The 21554-nt window shown below is 64.0% G+C and carries 19 protein-coding genes and 1 riboswitch; of the genes, 8 read left to right on the top strand and 11 right to left on the bottom strand.

Going from position 1 to position 21554, the window contains the following annotated elements; all coding sequences use genetic code 11:
• Positions 1–148: 148 nt before the first annotated feature.
• From C1N62_RS02350 to galB, 4 genes are read right to left on the bottom strand one after another with little or no spacing between them, the layout of a single operon-like run.
• Positions 149–1039 (bottom strand): NAD(P)-dependent oxidoreductase, encoded by an 891-nt coding sequence (locus C1N62_RS02350; RefSeq protein ID WP_137762110.1) that lies wholly within the window; start codon positions 1037–1039, stop codon positions 149–151.
• A gap of 2 nt (positions 1040–1041) precedes the next feature.
• Complete coding sequence (locus C1N62_RS02355) at positions 1042–2130, bottom strand: 4-oxalomesaconate tautomerase (RefSeq protein WP_137762111.1); 1089 nt, start codon at positions 2128–2130, stop codon at positions 1042–1044.
• A 1-nt stretch (position 2131) separates the two neighbouring features.
• Positions 2132–2845, bottom strand: a complete 714-nt coding sequence (locus C1N62_RS02360; protein WP_137762112.1) for a 4-carboxy-4-hydroxy-2-oxoadipate aldolase/oxaloacetate decarboxylase — start codon at positions 2843–2845, stop codon at positions 2132–2134.
• Complete coding sequence (gene galB, locus C1N62_RS02365) at positions 2842–3579, bottom strand: 4-oxalmesaconate hydratase (RefSeq protein ID WP_137762113.1); 738 nt, start codon at positions 3577–3579, stop codon at positions 2842–2844. The genes C1N62_RS02360 and galB overlap by 4 nt, the downstream gene beginning before the upstream one ends.
• A 128-nt stretch (positions 3580–3707) precedes the next feature.
• On the opposite strand from galB, the gene C1N62_RS02370 reads away from it, so the two are divergent.
• Positions 3708–4943 carry a LysR family transcriptional regulator gene (locus C1N62_RS02370; protein WP_137762114.1) on the top strand — a complete coding sequence of 412 codons (1236 nt, stop codon included), beginning with the start codon at positions 3708–3710 and terminating at the stop codon, positions 4941–4943.
• Here C1N62_RS02370 and C1N62_RS02375 read toward each other — a convergent pair.
• The 3 genes from C1N62_RS02375 to plsY form a co-directional block, all read right to left on the bottom strand.
• The gene (locus C1N62_RS02375) at positions 4940–6202 is read right to left on the bottom strand and encodes a gallate dioxygenase (protein WP_137762115.1); all 1263 of its coding nucleotides are present in this window, start codon (positions 6200–6202) and stop codon (positions 4940–4942) included. The genes C1N62_RS02370 and C1N62_RS02375 overlap by 4 nt on opposite strands.
• Before the next feature lie 14 nt (positions 6203–6216).
• Entirely contained in the window at positions 6217–7596 is a 1380-nt protein-coding gene (locus C1N62_RS02380; protein WP_137762116.1) for an aromatic acid/H+ symport family MFS transporter, read from the bottom strand.
• Between the two features lie 303 nt (positions 7597–7899).
• Positions 7900–8535 (bottom strand): glycerol-3-phosphate 1-O-acyltransferase PlsY, encoded by a 636-nt coding sequence (plsY, locus tag C1N62_RS02385; protein WP_137762117.1) that lies wholly within the window; start codon positions 8533–8535, stop codon positions 7900–7902.
• A gap of 107 nt (positions 8536–8642) precedes the next feature.
• Between plsY and folB the strand changes: the two genes are divergently transcribed.
• Both folB and bacA read left to right on the top strand, forming a co-directional pair.
• Entirely contained in the window at positions 8643–9002 is a 360-nt protein-coding gene (gene folB, locus C1N62_RS02390; RefSeq protein ID WP_137762118.1) for a bifunctional dihydroneopterin aldolase/7,8-dihydroneopterin epimerase, read from the top strand.
• 132 nt (positions 9003–9134) lie between these two features.
• The gene (bacA, locus tag C1N62_RS02395; protein ID WP_137762119.1) at positions 9135–9956 is read left to right on the top strand and encodes an undecaprenyl-diphosphate phosphatase; all 822 of its coding nucleotides are present in this window, start codon (positions 9135–9137) and stop codon (positions 9954–9956) included.
• Positions 9957–10013: 57 nt separating this feature from the next.
• Here bacA and C1N62_RS02400 read toward each other — a convergent pair whose 3' ends face one another.
• Together C1N62_RS02400 and C1N62_RS02405 are read right to left on the bottom strand one after the other, a co-directional pair.
• Complete coding sequence (locus C1N62_RS02400) at positions 10014–11255, bottom strand: multifunctional CCA addition/repair protein (protein WP_137762120.1); 1242 nt, start codon at positions 11253–11255, stop codon at positions 10014–10016.
• A gap of 139 nt (positions 11256–11394) precedes the next feature.
• On the bottom strand, positions 11395–12015 hold the full coding sequence (locus C1N62_RS02405; protein WP_137762121.1) for a TIGR04211 family SH3 domain-containing protein: 621 nt from the start codon (positions 12013–12015) through the stop codon (positions 11395–11397).
• Positions 12016–12380: 365 nt separating this feature from the next.
• Between C1N62_RS02405 and C1N62_RS02410 the strand changes: the two genes are divergently transcribed.
• From C1N62_RS02410 to hldE, 3 genes are all read left to right on the top strand, one after another.
• Positions 12381–13697: an inorganic triphosphatase gene (locus C1N62_RS02410; protein ID WP_137762122.1), complete on the top strand. Its 1317-nt coding sequence runs from the start codon at positions 12381–12383 to the stop codon at positions 13695–13697.
• Positions 13698–13754: 57 nt separating this feature from the next.
• Positions 13755–16583, top strand: a complete 2829-nt coding sequence (gene glnE, locus C1N62_RS02415) for a bifunctional [glutamate--ammonia ligase]-adenylyl-L-tyrosine phosphorylase/[glutamate--ammonia-ligase] adenylyltransferase (protein ID WP_137762123.1) — start codon at positions 13755–13757, stop codon at positions 16581–16583.
• 146 nt (positions 16584–16729) lie between these two features.
• Positions 16730–18157: a bifunctional D-glycero-beta-D-manno-heptose-7-phosphate kinase/D-glycero-beta-D-manno-heptose 1-phosphate adenylyltransferase HldE gene (gene hldE, locus C1N62_RS02420; RefSeq protein WP_137762124.1), complete on the top strand. Its 1428-nt coding sequence runs from the start codon at positions 16730–16732 to the stop codon at positions 18155–18157.
• A gap of 49 nt (positions 18158–18206) precedes the next feature.
• On the opposite strand, the gene C1N62_RS02425 is transcribed toward hldE, so the two are convergent.
• Complete coding sequence (locus C1N62_RS02425) at positions 18207–18581, bottom strand: accessory factor UbiK family protein (RefSeq protein WP_137762125.1); 375 nt, start codon at positions 18579–18581, stop codon at positions 18207–18209.
• A gap of 196 nt (positions 18582–18777) precedes the next feature.
• A riboswitch (FMN riboswitch) is annotated at positions 18778–18944 on the top strand.
• Positions 18945–19063: 119 nt separating this feature from the next.
• On the opposite strand from C1N62_RS02425, the gene ribB reads away from it, so the two are divergent.
• Positions 19064–19717: a 3,4-dihydroxy-2-butanone-4-phosphate synthase gene (gene ribB, locus C1N62_RS02430; RefSeq protein WP_137762126.1), complete on the top strand. Its 654-nt coding sequence runs from the start codon at positions 19064–19066 to the stop codon at positions 19715–19717.
• 54 nt (positions 19718–19771) lie between these two features.
• Here ribB and zupT read toward each other — a convergent pair whose 3' ends face one another.
• The gene (gene zupT / locus C1N62_RS02435; protein ID WP_137762127.1) at positions 19772–20539 is read right to left on the bottom strand and encodes a zinc transporter ZupT; all 768 of its coding nucleotides are present in this window, start codon (positions 20537–20539) and stop codon (positions 19772–19774) included.
• Between the two features lie 223 nt (positions 20540–20762).
• On the opposite strand from zupT, the gene ygiD reads away from it, so the two are divergent.
• Positions 20763–21548: a 4,5-DOPA dioxygenase extradiol gene (gene ygiD / locus C1N62_RS02440; RefSeq protein ID WP_137762128.1), complete on the top strand. Its 786-nt coding sequence runs from the start codon at positions 20763–20765 to the stop codon at positions 21546–21548.
• Positions 21549–21554: the final 6 nt, after the last annotated feature.

The following is a 21554-nucleotide window of genomic DNA, read 5'->3' on the forward strand; positions in this document are numbered from 1 at the left end:
GGCATATAGTGAAAGAGAAGATGAAAATAACGCAGAAATAAAGGTTAACGTTTGCGGCGACTATTTCACCAGTGGCGGCGGCCCGCCAAAATATAGCGTCCGCCGTCAGGTTAATCTAATGTTATTTTAATGTGAAATAATGTTGCGCTTATTTGGGCGGATAGAGGGCGTCGATTGCCTGTTGCCAGGTAAAAGGCAGCAGGGCCGCGTAGTCCAGCCCGCTCTCCGCCAGCGCCTCCACCATGCCGTACTGGGTTTCCGCGGTGGCCGCGCTCATCAGCGGCGGCACGCCAGCGTCCGTCAGGGTTTTCACCACCTCGCGCATCTCTTCGGCACGGCGGCGGCCATGCTCTGCCACCCGGCTGATCAGGTAGTGCGGCAATTCGCCATCCCAGCCCAGTGACGGGAAGCTGGCGTGCAGCGAATCCAACACCGCCTGCTCCACGCCATACTGGCGCGCCGCGCTCAGACACTCGGTGGTCAGCGCCTCCAGCCCCTTGATCATCACGCTGCGGCACATCTTGATGGCGGACGCCTCGCCCACCCGCTGGCTCCAGACGCGGCAGTGAAAGCCGAGGCGGGTCAGCAACGGGCCAATCTCCTCCGCCCGTCGCCCACCCACCAGCAGCGGGGTAGCGAGGCGCTGCGGTGGCACCGGGGCCATCACCGCCACGTCCAGATAGTCCGCGCCGTGGCGCTCCACCTGTGCCGCTGCCGCCTGCTTGGTGTGGGGCGCGACGGAGTTGAGATCCAAAAACACCTGGCCGGGCGACAGCAGCGGGGCGCACTGCGCCGCGACGGCGAAGGCGTTGGCGGCGGTCACGGTGGAGAAGATGAGCGAAGCGCCAGCCAGCGCCTCTGCCAGTGACAGCGCCGGGCGTACGCCAGCACGAGCCGCTTTCGCCAGCATGGGGCCGCGTGCCTCGCCCAGCAGTTTGCTGTCCCAGATGGTGACCTGCACGCCGCGCGCCTGCATCTCCTCAGCCAGAATGCCGCCCGCCTCGCCAAAGCCAATCAGCGTCACGCGTAAAGTTTCCATGGTTATGCTCCTTCAAAGGGCCACAGGGTGGCCGGGATCAACACCTGGCCGTCGAAGATCAAGCGGGCGGTGCGCAGCAGGCCGCAGCCAGCCAGTTGCCCATCCTCGAGGTGCAACAGCACGCTAAATTCGCCGCTGGGGTGCTCAACGCTGATGCGCTGCGGGTTGCGCCCGGCCGCGACCTGCGCCACGCCCTCCGCAATGGAGCCGGGGATCAGGCAGGCGCTGGCGACGCTCACCGCGCCCAGCACGCCAATCGAGGCGTGGCAGCGGTGCGGTATAAAGGTGCGGCTGGCGAGGGTGCCGCCGTGGCGCGGCGGGGAGATCAGCGCCATCTTCGGCACCGTGCGCTGGCTGACATCGCCGAGGTTCATCTTCGGCCCCATCTGCAACCGGATGGACTCCAGCCGCTGCTTCAGCGGCTCGTCAGCGTCGAGTTGCTCGCGGCTCTCATCGCCGCTGCGCCCCAGATCGGCAGCGCGTACCAGCACCACCGGCATCCCGTTGTCGATGCAGGTCACCTCGATGCCATCCACCCGGTCACGCACCGCGCCGGTGGGCAGCAGCGCGCCACAGCTTGAGCCAGCGATATCCTGGAAGGTCAGCACCACTTCGGCCGCGTAGCCCGGCACGCCATCAATGTGTAGATCGCCCTCATAGTTGACCGCGCCATCTGGCGTGGAGACCTGCGCCACCGCCACCTGCCCGGTGTTCTCCATAAAGATGCGCACGGCCGTGACGCCGGGCCGGGCCGCCACCAGCCCGCGCTCAATGGCGAAGGGGCCGACGGCGGCGAGGATGTTGCCGCAGTTCTGGCCGGTGTCCACCACCGCCTTATCGACGTTCACCTGGGCGAACAGGTAGTCAACGTCGGCATCCGGCCGGGTGGAGGGGCGCACGATCGCCACCTTGCTGGTGAGCGGGTCGGCGCCGCCGAGGCCATCAATCTGGCGCGGATCGGGCGAGCCCATCACCGCCAGCAGCACGCGGTCGCGCAGTGCCGGATCATCGGGCAGATCGTCTGCCAGAAAGCAGGCGGCCTTGGAGGTGCCGCCGCGCATCAGCAGGCAAGGAATTCGGCGCTGGCGCATATCACTCCTCCAGTTCATCCAGACTGTTAACGTAGCGCAGCCCCTTCTCCGCCAGACGCGGGCGCATCTGGTAGATGTCCAGCCCCAGCTCGCCAGCGGCCATCCGCGCGCGCTTGCCCTCTTCGGCATCGGCCCGCTGGCGGCTGGCGGCCACCACGGCGGCGGCCTCGGCGTGACGTACCACCACCACGCCATCGTCATCCGCTACCACTACATCACCGGGCATCACCAGCTCGCCGCCGCACACCAGCGGCACGTTAACCGAGCCGAGCGTCTCTTTCACCGTGCCTTGGGCATAGACCGCCCGTGACCAGACGGCAAAGCCCATCTCGCGCAGGGTGCGGGTGTCGCGCACGCCGAGATCCGCCACCAGCCCGCGCACGCCGCGCGCTTGCAGTGAGGTCGCCAGCAGGTCACCAAAATAGCCATCCTGACAGGGGGAGGTGGGCGCGACCACCAGAATGTCGCCCGGCTGGCACTGCTCCACCGCCACGTGAAACATCCAGTTATCGCCGGGGGCCACCAGCACCGTCACCGCACTGCCAGCAATGCCGCGATCCTGCTGGATCGGGCGGATCGCCGGATCCAGCAACCCCTTGCGCCCCTGCGCCTCATGCACGGTGGCGACGCCAAATTCCGACAACGCATCAATCAGTGGGGTATCGGCACGCGGGATGTGGCGCACCACCACGCCTTTTCTGCCAATCAGGCTCATGCCAGATCCTCCGTCACACGCGGGAAGAGGCTCTGGTAGCCCTCGCCATAGGTGATGTCACGCGCCGTGGCGATGCCGACATTGCGTTTGGCCTGCACGCCGCGCTGTTGCGCCACGCGGGTGTAGTACTCCCACAGGTGCTCCTGCCCGGCCATGCACTGGATGGCGCGGTACTTCTTCTCCCAGACGCGGGTGATGTCCAGCAGGACGTCCGGTTTCCAGTCGCACTGCTCCGGCTGGTGCGGCTCAAAGCAGTAGACCGGCGGCGCACCAATGATCGGCTCGCCGGGGCGATAACCCTCCGCCTGCGCGATGATGCGCGCCTCCTGGGCGAGGTGGCTGGCGAGCGGATGGTCGTAGTTGTAAGGGTCGTTCAGGGAGTGGGTCAGCACGAAGTGCGGCTGCACGCGGCGGTAGACATCCGCCAGCCGGAACAGCGCCTCTTGGTCGGCGCGCAGCGGGTAGTCGCCCATGTCGAAGAACTCGACGCTGGCCCCGAGGATCTCGGCGGCGGCCTGAGCCTCGGTGCGGCGCGCCTCTTTCACCTTCTCCTCGGTCATCGCGCCCTTGCGCCATAGCTTGGCGGATTCGCCGCGCTCGCCGAAGGAGAGGCAGACCACATGCACGGCGTAGCCCTGCTCATGGTGCAGGGCGATGGCGCCGCCGGCGCGCCAGACGAAATCGGCGGAGTGGGCGCTGACGACCAGCGCGCTTTTGCTTGGATTGGTGCTCATGGATAACCCTCCTCGGTTTTTTTCCATGCTGTCACGCTGGCCGCCGTGGCGATAATTCATTCGATTGCAGCAGGTATGCGTTTTATTTATATTGCCGATCGGGATCGCGGAATGGGGTGGGGAACGCCATGCAAGAAGAGAGCGGGCAGGAGTGGGTAAACCTGATGCAGATCAGGGCCTTCAGCCAGGTGGTGGAGCAGGGGAGCGTGTCGCGCGCTGCCGAGGAGCTATTCCGTACGCAGTCTGCCGTCACCCGCGCCATCCGCGATCTGGAGCTGCGGCTCGGCGTGCCGCTGTTTGAGCGTCACGCTGGCGGCATGATGCTGACCGACTTTGGCAAGTGCGTGCTGCCTCGCGCGCGGCGGGCGCTGGCGGAGCTGCGGGAGACGCCGCTGCGGCTGGCGCGCCTGCGTGGTCGGCCCGCGCCGCCGCGCGGCGAGGCAGAGCCGCTCTGGCTGTTCAACGTGCGGCGGTTGCAGATCTTCATCACCCTCTGCCAGACGCGCCACATGCAGACCGTGGCCGCGCACCTTGGCCTGAGCCAGCCGGCGGTCAGCGCCGCGCTGAAAGTGCTGGAGAGCGGCGCGGGCATCGCGCTGCTGGAGCGCACGCCGCACGGCATGATGCCGTCGCTGGCCGGGCGCGAGATGGAGCCGGGCATCCGCCGGGCGCTGAATGAGCTGCGCCACATCCCGGCGGACATCGCCGCCCGGCGCGGCGTGCTGACCGGCACCGTGCGCATTGGCGCACTGCCGCTGGGGCGCACCCGGCTGCTGCCGCAGGCGATTATCCTGCTGCTGTCGCGCTACCCGGCGCTGAAGGTGATGACCAACGAGAGCGCCTTCGGCATGTTGGCCTCGGAGATGCGCGCTGGCGACATCGACTTCATCTTTGGCGCGCTGCGCAACAGTGAGGAGGCGGCGGACATCACCCGCGAGACGCTGTTCCGGGAGGATATGGTGCTGCTGGCACGGCGCGGCCACCCGCTGGCGGCGCAGGGCGCGACACTGGCGGATCTGCAACGGGCGCAGTGGGTGCTGCCGCGCGCCGATACACCGGCGCGGCGGCTGCTGGAGGGGTGCTTCCAGTCGATGGGGCTGCCCGCGCCGTCGCCACAGGTGGAGAGCGGCGATCTGGCGCTGGTGCGTGGGCTGCTGCTGCACTCTGACATGCTGGCGGCAGTCTCCGCCCACCAGCTGGAGCATGAGCTGGCGCGCGGGGAGTTGGTGCGGCTGGCGCCAGCGCTAACCGGTACTGGCCGTGACATCGGCCTGACCTGCCGCGCTGGCTGCCTGCACTCACCGGCCGCACAGGCGATGATCGACTGCCTGCGCGAGGTGTGCGCCGCCGCGCCAACCGGCTAGGCCCCTTTTTTGCCCGCCACTGAGTAGAGCACCTGCTGGTTGCGGGTCTTCTGGAACTCCTCCAGCGTCTGGCCGCGCATCGCCGAGTAGATGTGCAGGTTGGAGACGCCGACCACTGCCCCCAGCTTCTCCAGCAGGAAGAAGCTGACGCCGTAGTGAATCAGGCCGCGCCAGTCGCGCGCCTCCAGCAACTGCTGCTCCTCCGCCGTCAGCCCGCCCTCGGCATACAGCGCCTGTGGCTCATGCAGGAAGCGCTCACGCCACGCTGGCTGGATCAGCCGGTGCAGGAAGCGGTTGATGCGGATCGCCTTCAGACTGCGCGCGTGGGTGAAGGGGTAGGTGCCCGGCAGCGACTCCACACCGGCCAGCTGGGCCTGAATCTTGTCGCGCTGGCGCTGGTGGACATCCACCGGTGCCTCGCGGGCGCGGTTCTCCAGAATCAGCGTGGCGATGCCGGTCATGGAGGGGAGGTAGTACGCCTCATGCAGCTTCTCCACGTTGGCCGACAGCGCGCCGCGCATCACCAGCCACATGATCACCTCCGCCCCCTCCAGCCCGCCAAGGGTGGCGTACTCCGCCAGCGTCATCTCAGTCAGCCGCTCCGGGTCATTGACCAGCATGTCGATGAATTGTGCGTCCCACTCCGGGTTGTTGAAGCCGCAGCGCTCACCGTGCACCTGATGGGAGACGCCGCCGGTCGCCACCACCGCCACCTTCAGATCCTCCGGGAAGCTCTCAATCGCCCGGCGCAACGCCTGCCCCAGCCGGTAGCAGCGGCGGGCGGTAGGGATCGGAAACTGCAACACACCAATCTGCAACGGCACCACCGGCACCGGCCACCCCTTCTCCCACGGCAGCAGCGCGGAGAGCGGCGAGAACAGGCCGTGATCCAGCGCCTTGTCCTGGAAGAAGGCCATGTCGAACTCATCGGCCATCAGGCTTGCGCCGATGTGCTGCGACAGCGCCGCGTGGCCCTGAATGGGCGGCAGGTCACGCGGGCCGCCGCCCTCATCCGCCACCTCATAGTGATCGTCAATCCCCAGCACAAAGGTGGAGTAGTGGTCGAAGAAGAAGGAGGTGACGTGGTCATTGAAGATGTAGAGCAGCACGTCGGGCTGCTTCTCCTCCAGCCAGCGCTGCATCGGCGCGAAGCCGTCAAAAATCGGCGCCCAGGCGCTCTCCTGCTGCTTGTGGTGATCGACGGCGAAGCCGATGGTCGGCGTGTGTGACACGGCGAGCCCGCCAATTATCTTTGCCATAGGTGACCTCGTGGTTAGCGGTTGTTCATGGTGCGGGAGAGGGCCGGCAGATCGTCGAGATCAATGCCTTTTACCTGCTCCGGTGGATGGGCCTTCTGGTGCCGGGTGATGGCGATGGCCGCCAGCAGGGCAGGAATGGCCAGGATAATAAAGATGCTGGCCGCGCCGGGGAAGGCGACCAGCAGCACGCCGCCCAGCGAGGAGCTGAGGATCGCGCCGGAGCGGCCGATGCCATGCATCCAACTGACGCCGGTGGCGCGCATCTCGGTGGGGTAGAAGGCCGGGGAGAAGCCCTGCAAGCCATTCTGCGCGCCGTTGATGCAAAAGCCGCTGAAGAACACCAGCACTGCCAGCGCCGTCGGGCCGAAGTCACCCAGCCCCTGTGACAGCAGGCAGGCCGCGCCGACCAGATAGAACAGTCCGATGATATATTTGGCGGCGAAGCGATCCATCAGGTAGCCCACCAGCAGGCCGCCGAGTGGGCCACCCAACTGGAACAGGCCGGAGATCATCGCCGCCCGCTCCAGCGAGAAGCCGCTGGTGCGCATGATGGTCGGCAGCCAGCCATTCAGCAGGTAGATGACGAACAGCCCCATAAAGTAGGTCAGCCACAGCACCAGCGTGCCGCGCGCGTAGCCCTTGCTGAAGAGTTGCAGCACCGGTGCCTGCTTGCGGATCACCGGCGTGTTGAGCACAAAGGTGGTCTCCGGCGCGAAGTGGCCGCCAGCGCGGCGCAGCACCGCGGCAATCTTCTCGCGGCTGACGCGGCGCACCACCATGTACATCGCCGACTCCGGCAGCATCACCATCAGCACCGGCAGTAGCAGCAGCGGCACCAGCCCGCCAAACAGCAGCACCGACTTCCAGCCCCAGTCAGGCAGCAGCCCGGCGGCGATAAACCCGCCCGCGCCGGAGCCAATATTAAAGCCGCTGTACATCAGGGCGATGGTCAGGCCACGCCGCCGCGCTGGCATATACTCCGACACCAACGTCACGCAGTTGGGCATCACCGCGCCCAGCCCCAGCCCGGCGAGGAAGCGCAGCAGCGCCATCTCAAACGGGGTGCGGGCGAAGGCGCACAGCAAACTGAACAGCGCGAAGCCAGCCACCGACACCAGCAGCACACGCTTGCGCCCGAGGCGATCCGACCACGGGCCAGCAATCAGCGCGCCAAGGGCGACGCCAAACATCGCCGCGCCCAGAATCGGCCCCATCTGCGCGCGCGAGATGCCCCAATCCTCAATCAGCGCCGGGGCGATAAAGCCCATCACCGCCGCATCGTAGCCATCAAACATGATGATGATGAAACACAGCGCCAGCACCAGCCACTGGTAACCGGAGATCGGGCGGGCATCGATCCAGCCCTTCACATCGACAATCGGGTGGTTGTTCATCGGGTACGCTCTCTGTTTTTTTTATCAATACGTGATCAGGTTAAAATTTTCAGTGGGCATGGCCCAGCGAAAAGCACGCGGCGGGTGGGTTTTCCGGCGGGCTGTTTTTATTTTTTATAGGTAAATCAGACGATTAATTATGGGTGATTCGGTGGTGCAGCTACCAAGGTAGGGAGGCGGGCAGGGTTTGTCTGCCATAAAATAGTTATGCAGGTATGAGTTTTCTTTATTTGTTGAGCGCGGTCAGAAATTTGGTAGGTGCGGGGAGGGGGGAGCCATGCGCCAGTGGCACATGGCAAAAAGTCAGGGGGCTTTGCGGGCGGCGTCTTTGCGCGCGTCACGTTTCTTGCGCAGCTTGTCCCAGATTTTGGTCTCTTGCCCACGCCACAGGCGCTGGATATTGTCGTGGTGGCGCATCAGGATCAGGCAGGAGAGCATGGCAACCGGGAAGGTGTACTGGGGCTTGAACCACCAGACGTAGAACGGGGCGATCAGCGCACTGACGATGGCGCCAAGCGAGGAGTAGCCACTGAGCAGCATGGTCAGCAGCCAAGTGCCGGTCATCAGGCCGGTTAAGTCCCAGCCGATGGGCGCGATGGCACCGAATGCGGTGGCGACGCCCTTGCCGCCGCGAAAGCGGAAGAAGACCGGGTAGATGTGGCCGAGGCAGGCAGCGATGGCGGTCAGGCCGAGGTAGAAGGGCGCGACGTTGGATTTGTAGGCCAGCCAGACCGGCAGCATCCCTTTCAGCACGTCAAACACCAGCACCGCGGCGGCGGCAACGCGGCCACCGATGCGCAGTACATTGGTGGCACCGGGATTGCCGGAGCCATGCAGGCGCGGGTCGGGCAGGCGGGCCAGGCGGCAGACCAGGATGGCACTGGAAATTGAGCCACATAAATACGCGAGGATGATCATCCCAAGCGCGGTAGCACTCATAACAGGGTTCCGTTCAATAGAGGTCGTGTTAGACGCGGCATCTGTGGATAATACGCACATTCCGCCGGAAGTGGTATCCGGCAGGGCCAAAAACAGAGAATGACGTAATGGACATTGTATTTATAGAACAATTGACGGCGATCACCACCATTGGCGTGTACGACTGGGAGCAGACCATCCAGCAAAAGCTGGTGTTTGACATCGAGATGGCGTGGGACAACCGCCCGGCTGCCGCCAGTGACGACGTAAAAGATTGCCTGAGTTATGCCGATGTCAGCCAGGCGATCCTGCAACACGTTGAAGGTGGGCGCTTTGCGCTGGTGGAGCGGGTGGCAGAGGAAGTATCTGAATTGTTGCTCCAACGCTTCAAATCCCCGTGGGTCCGTATTAAGGTCAGTAAGCCCGGCGCGGTGGCTCAGGCCGCACGGGTTGGGGTGATCATTGAGCGTGGCACGCGCCCGCACTGACCTTACGCGTCAGAATTAATGTCACTGGAATGAAACCAAAGACCGGTAACTTGGTCATACGTAACGAAATGTTAAGCGGCAACTTTTTTGCCGCTTTTTTATGACGTTAATTCTAGGGGTAAGGAACATTTCATGACGGATCTCCATTCGTTAGTGGTTGCGTTTATTCTTGGCGTGGTCGAAGGCTTGACCGAATTTCTGCCGGTATCCTCTACCGGGCATATGATTATCGTGGGCACCTGGCTCGGCTTTACCGATGATAAAGCGAAGTTCTTTGAGGTCATTATCCAGCTCGGCTCCATCCTCGCGGTGGTGGTGATGTTCTGGCGTCGCCTGTTTGGCCTGATTGGCATCCGTTTCGGTGAGGTGCCGCACGAGGGCATTACCACCGGCCGACTGTCGCTGATACACATTTTGCTGGGGATGTTCCCGGCCGTAGTGATTGGCCTGACGCTGCATGAGCAGATCAAGGCGTTGTTTGAGGTGAAAAACGTGGTGTACGCGCTGGTGGTCGGGGGCTTCCTGCTGCTGGCCGCTGAGTGGCTGAAGCCAAAACAGCCGAAATCACCGGGTCTGGATGACCTGACCTACCGTCAGGCGTTCATGATTGGCTGCTTCCAGTGTCTGGCGCTGTGGCCGGGCTTTTCCCGTTCGGGTGCCACCATCTCCGGTGGGATGCTGATGGGCGTCAGCCGCTATGCGGCGTCGGAGTTCTCCTTCCTGCTGGCAGTGCCGATGATGATGGGCGCCAGCGCGCTCGATCTCTATAAAAGCTGGCACTTCCTGAGCCTGTCGGATCTGCCGATGTTCGCCGTGGGCTTCATCACCGCCTTCGTGGTGGCGCTGATCGCCATCAAGACCTTCCTGGCCGTGATCAAACGCTTCTCCTTTGTACCGTTCGCCATTTACCGCTTCATCGTGGCTGGCGTGCTCTACTTTGTCTTCTTTGCCTGATCGTGGCCGAGAAAAAAAGCCCCGCTTCGGCGGGGCTTTTTTATGGGCGAACGCCACTCACTCGACTGGCAGCAGTTGCTGGTGGGCCTTCCACGCCGCCAGCGCCACGGTACGGCGGCGGCGCAGCTCCTCGCGAATCTCCGCGCCCTTGAAGCCTGCGTCCAGCACCTCCTTGATCGACACCCCCAGCGCCGTCTGGTAGGCGGCACGCAGGTAGTCGCCCTGAATGTAGGGGCGATCCTCGAGGCCGGTGCGCCCGCGCGCGTCCGCCTCACTGGTCATGATCATCTGCTCCAGCCGCTCCGGCTTGCGCCAGACGTCAATCGCATCCAGCAGCGCCAGCAGCGCCTCCGGCTGTAGCCGGTTAATGGTGTGGATCAGGTCGTGGTGCTCCGCCACCAGCAGCGCCAGATCGCGCACCGGGTTGGGCACCCGCAGGCGCTGGCACAGTTCCGCCACCAGCGTCACGCCCGCCGGGCCGTGGCCGGGGTGGTGCGGCCACTTCTCACGCGGGGTCAGCCCCTTGCCGAGGTCATGCACCAGCGCCGAGAAGCGCACATCCACCGCCGGGCTGAGCTGGGCGGCGATGCGCAGCGTCATCAGGGTGTGGATGCCGGTGTCGATCTCCGGGTGCCACTTCACCGGCGCGGGCACGCCGAACAGCCGGTCAATCTCCGGGAACAGCACCGCCAGCGCGCCACAGTCGCGCAGCACCTGGAAGTAGACCTGCGGCTGTTGCGTCAGCAGCGCCTTTTCGGTCTCTTTCCAGACGCGCTCCGGCGTCAGGTGCGCCAATTCGCCCCCTTCCGCCATCTCCGCCATCAGGGCCTGCGTCTCTGGTGCGACGGTAAAGCCGAGGTGGGCGAAGCGGGCGGCAAAGCGCGCCACCCGCAGCACCCGCAGCGGATCCTCGCCAAAGGCCGGCGAAACGTGGCGCAACAGGCGGTCATGCAAGTCCTGCACGCCGTGGTAGGGGTCAACCAGCGCGCCGTCGGCGTCACGGGCGATGGCGTTGATGGTCAGGTCACGGCGCAGCAAATCCTGCTCCAGAGTGACGTCCGGGTCGGCATGGCACTCAAAGCCGGTGTAGCCCTGGCCCGATTTGCGCTCGGTGCGCGCCAGCGCGTACTCCTCGCGGCTCACCGGGTGGAGGAAGACCGGGAAATCGCGGCCAACCTGCTGGTAGCCCTGCGCCAGCAGCTGCTCCGGCGTCGCGCCGACCACCACCCAATCCTGTTCGGTGACGGGAAGGTGCAACAAAGAATCACGGACAGCGCCGCCCACCAGATAAATCTTCACGGTTCAACTCCTGAAAAGGGTACTGCCGGACACGGGCAACCCGCGCCGGATAAACACAGACTGTGTTGAGTGTAGCGTGGTGCGCCGGGGAAAGACAAAAGGGCACGGGCGTGCCCTGTGGGAGGCGGGCGGCGGGAAGTTAGCTCATCCAGCGATCTTTTTTCTTGCGGCGCGGCACCAGATGCGGCAACAGCAGGCCCAGCACCAGACCCGCGCCCAGCACGCCACCGCCATACATGAACCACTGCAGAATGATGGTGCGCTGCTTGTCATCCAGCTGCACGTTGACCGCGTTCACCTTCTTGTCCGCCACGATCAGCTGGTCTTTCAGCTTCTGGTTCTCGCTTTTCAGGCCGTTGATGATGCCGTCACTGGCCGCCACTTTCTGCTGCATCTCGGCGGTGCGCTGGTTCCAGCTGTTGTCGATGTTGGTCAGCTTGTCGGTCAGGGTTTTTACCTGCTGCTCCAGATTGGGCACGCGGGTGCGCAGGCTTGGCTGGTCGCTCAGCTGGTCGAGGGGGATCCAGGTGGTGCGCCCTTTGGCGTCGAGGATCTGGCCGTAGTGGGTACTGTCATTGACGCTCAGGAGATTCACTTCGTCGCCGGCGTTCAGCGTGCCAACAATGCGGTATTGATTGCCGGGGCCACTGTGGACGTAGGTGTTGAGTTCGTCAGAGATATAACGCTTTTCGTCAGCGTGGGCGGCCCAGGTCACGCTCAAAGTGAGCAAAGTAAGGGAGATCAGGCGTAATTTCTGCATTATTCCATCGTATTTGGCTAAATTTAGGGGAAAGATACTAATGAGTTAAGTGTGACGGCGCAACGCATAAACCGGAATGAGAACTATCTTACTATCCCGGCCGCGTGCCCGCGCGTCTCCTGCCCGCGAGGGGCAGGGGCGCACCCTCTCTTGCCCTAAGTGAAATCGCCGCGATGTTCATGTGGCTGGCAAGGTGCGTCACCAACAACGTCTGACAGCAGGGAGCGCGGAAAAGTTCGCGAGGCGTGCCGCAAGCTTGCCGCACGGCACAAGACTTCATTGCGGCTATTGCGATACTATTCAGCGCTATAATTGATGGTGCTTATTTCCCGGCAGCGCGCCGGCAAACTTTGGTGTGAAAAACGATGACTGTAGAGATTGAACTGAAATTCATTGCCGCGCCTGCGGCGGTAGCGGCATTACCGGCCAAAGTTTCTTCCCTGAAAAGCCAGCACAGTGCGCCCCAGCACCTGACCAACATTTACTATGAAACCCCGGACAACACCGTGCGCGGCATGGACATGGGGCTGCGCATCCGTGGTTTTGATGGCCGCTATGAGATGACCATCAAGACCGCTGGCAAGGCGATGGGCGGCCTGCACCAGCGCCCGGAGTACAATGTGGAGCTGGAGGAGCCGACGCTCGATCTGGCGCGCTTCCCGGCGGAGATCTGGCCGGAGGGGTGTGACGTGATGGCCCTGCAAGGCGAGCTGCAACCGCTGTTCCAGACCGACTTTATGCGTGAGAAGTGGCTGGTGACCTTCCAGCAGAGCGAGATTGAGATTGCCCTCGACCAAGGCAGCGTCAAGGCTGGCGAGCTGAGCGAACCGCTCTGCGAGATTGAGCTGGAGCTGAAAACCGGCAACACCGACGACCTGCTGGCGCTGGCGGCCTGGCTGGGTGAAGAGGGCGGCCTGCGTCAGGGCGGCCTGAGCAAGGCGGCGCGCGGCTACCATCTGGCGAAGGGCAACGAGCCACGCAAAATCCGCCCAATCCCGGTCTGGACGCCACCGGCCAAGGCCACCGTCGAGCAGGGGATGGCCGGGGTGCTGGAGCTGGCGCTCGGCCACTGGCAGTACCATGAGGAGCTGTGGCTGCGCGGCGACAAGCAGGCGCGCCATGCGGTGATCGAAGCGCTGGTGATGGTGCGACAGGCGCTGGCAATCTTTGGCGGGCTGGTGCCGCGCAAGGCGACCAGCGACCTGCGTAACCTGTTCAACGACCTGGAGCCGCAGATTGCTGACCCGGCCGTCGAGGGGCAAACGCTCTGCTTCAGCCCGGCCTACCTGAAGTGTAAGTTAGCGCTTACTTCTTATCTGGCGACCGCTGGCTGGAACGCGCACGTCGATGCCAAGAGCCGCCAGAAGCTGGATGGCTCCTTCAAGCGTTTCGCTGACATCATGCTGGGCCGCACGGCGGCAGACATCAAGGAGGCGTTCAGCCGCCCGCTGACCGACGAGGGCTACCGCGACCAGCTGCCGCGCCTCAACCGCCAGATTATCGCGCTGCACCTGCTGGCCGGTGCCTACCCGCAGAGCGCGTGGCAGGGCTACATCGAAAACTGGCAGGCGCTGCAACAGTCGATTGTCCAGCAGCAGCAAGCCTGGCTGGAGGCGGCCCGCAAGCACGCGGTGCAGCAACCGGCCTTCTGGCTCAACGGCACGCCCACCAAAAACGCCTGATCCCTGACCCTCATTTAGCCCGCGCTCGCGCGGGCTTTTCTTAATAAGGACCCTGAGATGTTACCACTGCCTCCCCCGCTGCTTGCACAGGCCGATAGCCAGACGAGCCGCCTCGCCCCTGATGCCGACCTGACACAACAGGCGCGCGCGGTACTGGCGCTGAGTGACTTTGTCAGCGACAGTCTGGCGGCCCACCCCGCGTGGTTGGCGGCGTTGCAGGACGCACCGCCGCAGCCCGAGGAGTGGCGGCACTATGCTGACTGGCTGGCGGAGGCGCTGGCGGAGGCCGGGGATGAACCGGCGCTGATGCGCGTGCTGCGCCAGTTCCGTCGCCGCATCATGACGCGCATCGCCTGGGCGCAGGCGATTCAGGCGAGCAGCACCGAGCAGACGCTGCAACAGCTCAGCGTGCTGGCGGAGACGCTGATCGTCGCGGCGCGGGATTGGCTCTACGCGGCCTGCTGCCGCGAGTGGGGCACCCCCTCGGGCGCGGAGGGCACGGCGCAGCCGCTGCTGATCCTCGGCATGGGCAAGCTGGGCGGCGGCGAGCTGAACTTCTCCTCCGATATCGACCTGATCTTTGCCTACCCGGAGAATGGTGAGACGCGCGGCGGGCGGCGGGTGCTGGACAATGCCCAGTTCTTCACCCGGCTGGGGCAGCGGCTGATCAAGGCGCTCGACCAGCCGACGGTGGATGGCTTTGTCTACCGTGTGGACATGCGGCTGCGGCCCTTTGGCGACAGCGGCCCGCTGGTGATGAGCTTCCCGGCGCTGGAGGATTACTATCAGGAGCAGGGGCGCGACTGGGAGCGCTACGCGATGGTCAAGGCGCGGCTGATGGGCGACACCGGCGATGCCTATAGCCGCGAGCTGCACCAGATGCTGAAGCCATTCGTGTTCCGCCGCTACATCGACTTCAGCGTCATTCAGTCGCTGCGCAACATGAAGGGGATGATCGCCCGCGAGGTGCGGCGGCGTGGGCTGACGGACAACATCAAGCTGGGGGCGGGCGGCATCCGCGAAATTGAGTTTATCGTGCAGGTGTTCCAATTGATCCGCGGCGGGCGCGAACCGCAGTTGCAGCAACGGGCGCTGTTGCCGACGCTACGCACGGTGGGCGAACTGGGGCTGCTGCCGCCGGAGCAGGTGGCGCAGCTGGCGGAGGCCTACCTGTTCCTGCGTCGGTTGGAGAACCTGTTGCAGGCGATTGCCGACGAGCAGACCCAGACTTTGCCAGCCGACAGCCTCAACCGCGCGCGGCTGGCGTGGGGCATGGGCTTTGCAGGCTGGACGGCGCTGTCGCAGGCGCTGGAGGCGCAAATGCGTGCGGTGCGTGCGGTGTTCGACCAGCTGATTGGCGACGACACCCCTGAGCCGGGCGAAACCAGCGATCAGGAGCTGTATGTCAGCCTGTGGAACGACGCGCGGGAGGAGGGCGATCTCGCCCCGCTGACGCCGCCGCACCTCTCGCCAGAACAGCAGGCGGAGCTACTGCGCAACCTGCGTGCTTTCCGTCAGGACGTGGATAAACGCACCATTGGCCCACGCGGCCGTGAGATGCTCGACCTGCTGATGCCGCGCCTGCTGGCGGAAGTGTGTGCTCACTCTAAAGCCGAGGTGACGCTGGTGCGCGTGACCGGGCTGCTGCTCGGCATTGTCACCCGTACCACCTACATCGAGCTGCTGGTGGAGTATCCCGGCGCGCTCAAGCAGTTGGTGCGGCTGTGTGACGCCTCGCCGATGGTGGCGGAGCAGCTGGCGCGCTACCCGCTGCTGCTCGATGAACTGCTCGATCCCCAGACCCTCTACCAGCCGATTGCGCTGGACGCCTACCGCGATGAGCTGCGCCAGTACCTGATGCGCGTGCCGGAGGAGGATGAGGAGCAGCAACTGGAGGCGATGCGCCAGTTCAAGCAGGCGCAGCACCTGCGCATTGCCGCGGCGGACATCGCTGGCGTGCTGCCGGTGATGAAAGTGAGCGATCACCTCACCTATCTGGCGGAGGCGATGATTGAGAGCGTGGTGCAGCAGGCGTGGGGGCAGATGGTGCGCCGCTACGGCGAGCCAGCGCATTTGGCCGGGCGCGAGGGGCGCGGCTTCGCGGTGATTGGCTACGGCAAGCTGGGCGGCTGGGAGCTGGGCTATAGCTCCGATCTCGATTTGGTCTTCCTGCTCGACTGCCCGGATGACGTGATGACCACCGGCGAGCGCAGCATCGATGGCCGCCAGTTCTACCTGCGGCTGGCGCAGCGCATCATGCACCTGTTCAGCACCCGCACCTCCTCCGGCATTCTGTATGAGGTGGATGCGCGCCTGCGCCCCTCCGGCGCGGCCGGGATGCTGGTCAGCACCGTCAGCGCCTTCGCCGAGTACCAGCAGCAAGACGCCTGGACTTGGGAGCATCAGGCGCTGGTGCGCGCGCGCATGGTGCACGGCGACCCGCTGATCCGCCAGCAGTTCGACGCCATCCGCCGTGATATTCTGTGCCGCCCGCGTGACGCCGCCACCCTGCAACAGGAGGTGCGTGAGATGCGCCAGAAGATGGTGACGCACCTCGGCAGCAAGCAGGCGGATCGCTTTGACATGAAATCCGACCCCGGCGGCATCACGGATATTGAATTCATCGCCCAATACCTTGTCCTACGCTATGCCGCCCAGCAACCGGCACTGACCCGCTGGTCAGACAATGTGCGGATTTTCGGCCTGATGGCCCAGCACGGCATCATGGAGGAGCAGGAGGCAGCGGCGTTGACCCACGCCTACGTCACCCTGCGTGATGAGATCCACCATCTGGCGTTGCAGACCCTCTCCGGCAAGGTGGCGGGCGAGGCATTCGCGGCGGAGCGCAATCAGGTCACAGAGAGTTGGCGGCGTTGGCTGGGGTAACCCGTCGGCGTCGTACACGGGAATCGCCACGTGCGTGGGGTTCCCGGCAAGGGCGTCAGTAAGAAGCATACGCATGGGTGGGAAGCATTCACGCTTATGATAATATCACGCACAAATTTTCAGTATTTATTAGTCTGGAGTATGGGATGAAAGTAACACTGCCTGATTTTCGCCGCGCCGGCGTACTGGTGGTTGGCGATGTCATGTTGGATCGCTACTGGTATGGGCCGACCAGCCGCATTTCACCGGAAGCCCCGGTGCCGGTAGTAAAAGTCGATACCATTGAGGAGCGGCCCGGCGGTGCGGCAAACGTGGCGATGAACATCGCCTCGCTCGGCGCGGCCTCGCGTCTGGTGGGCCTGACCGGTGAGGACGATGCGGCACGCGCGCTGAACGCCAAGCTGGATGAGGTGAATGTGCAGTGTGACTTCGTGGCCGTGCCGACTCACCCGACCATCACCAAGTTGCGCGTGCTGTCACGCAACCAGCAGCTGATCCGCCTCGATTTCGAGGAGGGGTTTGAGGGCATCGACCCGCAGCCGGTGCTGGAGCGCATCCGCCAGGCACTGCCGACCAGCGGCGCGCTGGTACTCTCCGACTACGCCAAGGGCGCGCTGGCTGACGTGCAGCCGATGATCGCGCTGGCGAAAGCCGCTGGTGTGCCGGTGCTGGTTGACCCGAAGGGTAATGACTTTGAGCGCTACCGTGGCGCGACCCTGCTGACGCCGAACCTCTCCGAGTTTGAGGCGGTGGTCGGCCGCTGCAAAGATGAAGAGCAGCTGGTGGAACGCGGGATGCGCCTGATTGCGGACTTTGATCTCTCTGCGCTGCTGGTGACCCGCTCCGAGCAGGGCATGACGCTGCTTCAACCGGGCAAGGCACCGTTGCACCTGCCGACCGAAGCGCAGGAAGTGTATGACGTGACCGGTGCCGGTGACACGGTGATCGGCGTGCTGGCGGCCTCGCTGGCGGCTGGCAACTCGCTGGAGGAGTCCTGCTTCCTTTCTAACGCTGCCGCAGGCGTGGTGGTGGGCAAGCTCGGCACCTCCACCGTCTCGCCGATGGAGTTGGAGAACGCCATCCACGGCCGCGCCGAGTCCGGCTTTGGCGTGATGACCGAGGCACAGCTCAAGCAGGCAGTGGCCGACGCGCGCAAGCGTGGCGAAAAGGTGGTGATGACCAACGGCGTGTTCGACATCCTCCATGCTGGCCACGTCTCCTATCTGGCGAATGCCCGCAAGCTGGGCGACCGTTTGATTGTGGCGGTCAACAGCGACGCCTCCACCAAGCGCCTGAAGGGCGAGTCGCGCCCGGTCAACCCGGAGACGCAGCGCATGATCGTGCTAAGCGCGCTGGAGGCGGTGGATTGGGTGGTGCTGTTTGAAGAGGACACCCCGCAGCGCCTGATCGCTGGCATCCTGCCTGACCTGCTGGTGAAGGGCGGCGACTACCAGCCGCATGAGATCGCCGGCAGCGAAGAGGTGTGGGCCGCGGGCGGTGACGTACGTGTGCTGAACTTTGAGGATGGCTGCTCCACCACCAACATCATCAACGTGATCAAAAACCGCGGCTAATTGCCGCGGCCAAAGAAAAAGGACACCGCGGTGTCCTTTTTTTATGGGGTTATTGCGCTTCCGGCGGGGTAGTGCTGACCGGCGGCGTAACGGTGCTGGCCGGGGCAGAGGCCGGTGCGGACGCGGAGCCGGTGATCGGGGTGGTCACCGGGTCAGTGATAATGGCCGGGGCAGCGGGGGTCGGCTGGCGGCCCTCCAGCGCTTCCAGACGCTGTTCCAGCAGCGCCATCTTTTCGCGGGTGCGCAGCAGGACTTGGGTCTGCACGTCGAACTCTTCGCGGTTGACCAAATCAAGGCGAGTCAGCTGGGATTGCAGCACCTGGCGGATCTTCTTCTCGATATCTTCCCCGAAGTCGCGGATGCCTTTCGGCATCGACTCATGCACCTGGCGTGCGATCTGTTCTATTTTTTTCGGGTCAATCATGATCTTTCCCTTGTTTGGATAAAAGTTTCTTAAGCGTAGTGTAATCCGAGTTGGGTGTCGTATAAACCCTTGTTGCCGATTCGTGACGGGAATCAGATAAAGAGGGTTTTTTGTACAGCCGGGCGGGCGAAAAAACGGCAAAGCTTAGCCAAAAACGAGAATTGCCCTGCTAACCCATTGGCGCTATAGTAAACACGCTTATTCTCAGGGCGGGGTGAAACTCCCCACCGGCGGTAAACCTCAGGCGCGGCCAACTGGCCCCTGTGGAAGCCCGCGAGCGCTTGGGCCGGCAACGGCGCAAGGTCAGCAGATCCGGTGCAATTCCGGGGCCGACGGTTATAGTCCGGATGGGAGAGAGTAACGGCTTTTGTCGGGCATGACGCCCACATGCGTTATCTTTTGAATTGCGCCCCTTGGGCGTGATGACCTCCTCAAGATCGCCCTGATTCTGGTAATCCATAATTTTAATGAGGTTTTTTACCATGAATCAGACGCTACTTTCCGAATTCGGTACCGCTTTTGAGCGCGTTGAACGCGCACTCGAGGCCCTGCGCAATGGGCGCGGGGTGATGGTGCTGGATGATGAAAACCGCGAAAACGAAGGTGACATGATCTTCGCCGCCGAAACCATGACCGTTGAGCAGATGGCGCTGACCATTCGCCACGGCAGCGGCATCGTCTGCCTCTGCATGACCGAAGAGCGCCGCCAGCAGCTGGAACTGCCGATGATGGTGGAGAACAACTCCAGCCAGTTCCAGACCGCCTTTACCGTGACCATTGAAGCGGCGAAGGGCGTGACCACCGGCGTCTCCGCTGCCGACCGCATCACCACCATCCGCGCTGCCGCCGCCGATGACGCCCGCCCGAGCGACCTGAACCGCCCCGGCCACGTCTTCCCGCTGCGCGCGCAGAATGGCGGCGTGCTGACCCGCCGCGGCCACACCGAAGCAACCATCGATCTGGTGTCGCTGGCGGGCTTCAAGCCGCTGGGCGTGCTCTGCGAGCTGACCAACGATGACGGCACCATGGCCCACGCGCCAGAAGCGATCGTGTTCGCCAAGCAGCACGACATGCCAGTGGTGACGATTGAGGATCTGGTGGCCTACCGCCAGAACGAAACCCGTCAGGCCAGCTGATTGCTGCCATAAAAAAGGGCTGCCGATGGGCAGCCCTTTTTGTTTGCGTCGCCGTCAGCCGACCCCGCCGCTCTGCAACAGCGTCAGGCTGAAGCCCATCACCGACATGCCGCACAGCACGCCGTAGCTGGGATTGTTGTTCGGATCGATCTCTTTCGCCAGCGGCATCAACTCATCCACCGACAGCGCCACCATGATGCCAGCCACCGCCGCCATGATTGAGGCCATCATCACGGGCGACACCAGCGGCCCCAGCAGCGAGAAGGCCAGCAGCCCGCCGAGCACCTCCGCCATGCCGGAGACCCCCGACCAGAGCAGCGCCTTGGACTTGGAGCCGGTGGCGGCGTACACCGGGCCAGCCACCGCCAGCCCCTCAGGAATGTTGTGGATGGCCACCGCCAGCGCGATGCCCAGCCCCAACTCCAGATCGGCGCTGGCCGTGACGAAGGTGGCGATCCCCTCCGGGAAGTTGTGCAGGCTGATGCCCAGCGTCAGCAGCAGCGCGGTGCGCTTCAGGCTACGCGGCGTGAGCTGCCCCTCCATTAAATCCTGCGGGTGGGCGTGCGGCAGCATCCGGTCGAGGGCAAAGTAGCCCAGCAGGCCGAGCATGAACATGCCGTAGCCGAGCAGCGGCGACATGCCTTCGGTATGCAGCGCGGCAGGCAGCATCTCCATCAATGAAATTAACAGCATAATCCCGGCAGCAAAGCCGAGCGCAAAGGCCAGCAGCCGGTTGGAAGGCTTCTGTCCGATGATGCCCAGCAGCGCGCCCAAAAACGTGGCGCCTCCGGCCAACAGGGTAAGGATTAACGGTACTGACATGATGGCTCCTTTCATGTAATTCCATCGACAGCGGGTGGGGTCATACCCGGTAACACGCCTGATGCGCACAGGTGTCCTGACCTGAATATTCAAAATTTCTGAATATCTTCTTCATGGTTATCAGGCTGTCACCTCCTGGGAAAGAGAGTAACGTATTTTATTACCGGCGGCAGGGGCTTTTGCCTTTTGCTGCATTCAAAGTATACCGCAGCAAGGATAAATTATGACCACTTCCCGTATGCCAGCGCTGTTTCTGGGCCACGGCAGCCCGATGAATGTGCTGGAAGAGAACCTCTATACCCGCACCTGGCGCGCGCTGGGTGAAACCCTGCCCCGGCCCAAGGCAATTCTGGCGGTCTCCGCCCACTGGTACACCCGTGGCACCGCAGTGACAGCGATGGCCGCGCCGCGCACCATCCACGATTTTGGCGGCTTCCCGCAGGCGCTGTTTGATACCCGCTACCCGGCGCCCGGTTCACCGGCGCTGGCGGCGCGCGTGCAGCAGTTGCTGGCCCCGACGCCGGTCATCGCCGATCAGGGCGAGTGGGGGCTGGATCACGGCTCATGGGGCGTGCTGATCAAGATGTACCCGGAGGCCGATATCCCGGTGGTGCAACTGAGCATCGACGGCACCCAGCCTGCGGCCTACCACTACCAGCTTGGCCAGAAGCTGGCGGCGCTGCGTGATGAGGGGGTGATGATCGTGGCGAGCGGCAACGTGGTGCACAACCTGCGGCTGGCGAAATGGCAGGGCGGCGGCGAGCCATACCCGTGGGCGACGGCGTTCAATGACTATGTGCGTGAGAACCTGAGCTACCGGGGCGAGCACCATCCGCTGGTGGACTTCATGGCGCATGAGGGCGCGGCGCTCTCCAACCCGTCGGTGGAGCACTACCTGCCGCTGCTCTATGTGCTGGGCAGTTGGGATGGCGAGGAGCCAGTAACGGTGCCGGTGGACGGCATTGAGATGGCGTCGTTGAGTATGCTGTCGGTACAGGTGGGGGGCTGACCCCCA

It is taken from the genome of Nissabacter sp. SGAir0207, assembly GCF_005491205.1.
Taxonomy (GTDB): Bacteria; Pseudomonadota; Gammaproteobacteria; order Enterobacterales; family Enterobacteriaceae; genus Chimaeribacter.

Coding starts and splice junctions, on each gene's coding strand:
- bacA (WP_137762119.1), top strand. CDS start 9,135: ATGACGGATCTCCATTCGTTAGTGGTTGCGTTTATTCTTGGCGTGGTC.
- C1N62_RS02350 (WP_137762110.1), bottom strand. CDS start 1,039: ATGGAAACTTTACGCGTGACGCTGATTGGCTTTGGCGAGGCGGGCGGC.
- hldE (WP_137762124.1), top strand. CDS start 16,730: ATGAAAGTAACACTGCCTGATTTTCGCCGCGCCGGCGTACTGGTGGTT.
- plsY (WP_137762117.1), bottom strand. CDS start 8,535: ATGAGTGCTACCGCGCTTGGGATGATCATCCTCGCGTATTTATGTGGC.
- C1N62_RS02405 (WP_137762121.1), bottom strand. CDS start 12,015: ATGCAGAAATTACGCCTGATCTCCCTTACTTTGCTCACTTTGAGCGTG.
- zupT (WP_137762127.1), bottom strand. CDS start 20,539: ATGTCAGTACCGTTAATCCTTACCCTGTTGGCCGGAGGCGCCACGTTT.
- folB (WP_137762118.1), top strand. CDS start 8,643: ATGGACATTGTATTTATAGAACAATTGACGGCGATCACCACCATTGGC.
- ribB (WP_137762126.1), top strand. CDS start 19,064: ATGAATCAGACGCTACTTTCCGAATTCGGTACCGCTTTTGAGCGCGTT.
- C1N62_RS02410 (WP_137762122.1), top strand. CDS start 12,381: ATGACTGTAGAGATTGAACTGAAATTCATTGCCGCGCCTGCGGCGGTA.
- C1N62_RS02355 (WP_137762111.1), bottom strand. CDS start 2,130: ATGCGCCAGCGCCGAATTCCTTGCCTGCTGATGCGCGGCGGCACCTCC.
- C1N62_RS02380 (WP_137762116.1), bottom strand. CDS start 7,596: ATGAACAACCACCCGATTGTCGATGTGAAGGGCTGGATCGATGCCCGC.
- C1N62_RS02425 (WP_137762125.1), bottom strand. CDS start 18,581: ATGATTGACCCGAAAAAAATAGAACAGATCGCACGCCAGGTGCATGAG.
- C1N62_RS02360 (WP_137762112.1), bottom strand. CDS start 2,845: ATGAGCCTGATTGGCAGAAAAGGCGTGGTGGTGCGCCACATCCCGCGT.
- glnE (WP_137762123.1), top strand. CDS start 13,755: ATGTTACCACTGCCTCCCCCGCTGCTTGCACAGGCCGATAGCCAGACG.
- galB (WP_137762113.1), bottom strand. CDS start 3,579: ATGAGCACCAATCCAAGCAAAAGCGCGCTGGTCGTCAGCGCCCACTCC.
- C1N62_RS02370 (WP_137762114.1), top strand. CDS start 3,708: ATGCAAGAAGAGAGCGGGCAGGAGTGGGTAAACCTGATGCAGATCAGG.
- ygiD (WP_137762128.1), top strand. CDS start 20,763: ATGACCACTTCCCGTATGCCAGCGCTGTTTCTGGGCCACGGCAGCCCG.
- C1N62_RS02375 (WP_137762115.1), bottom strand. CDS start 6,202: ATGGCAAAGATAATTGGCGGGCTCGCCGTGTCACACACGCCGACCATC.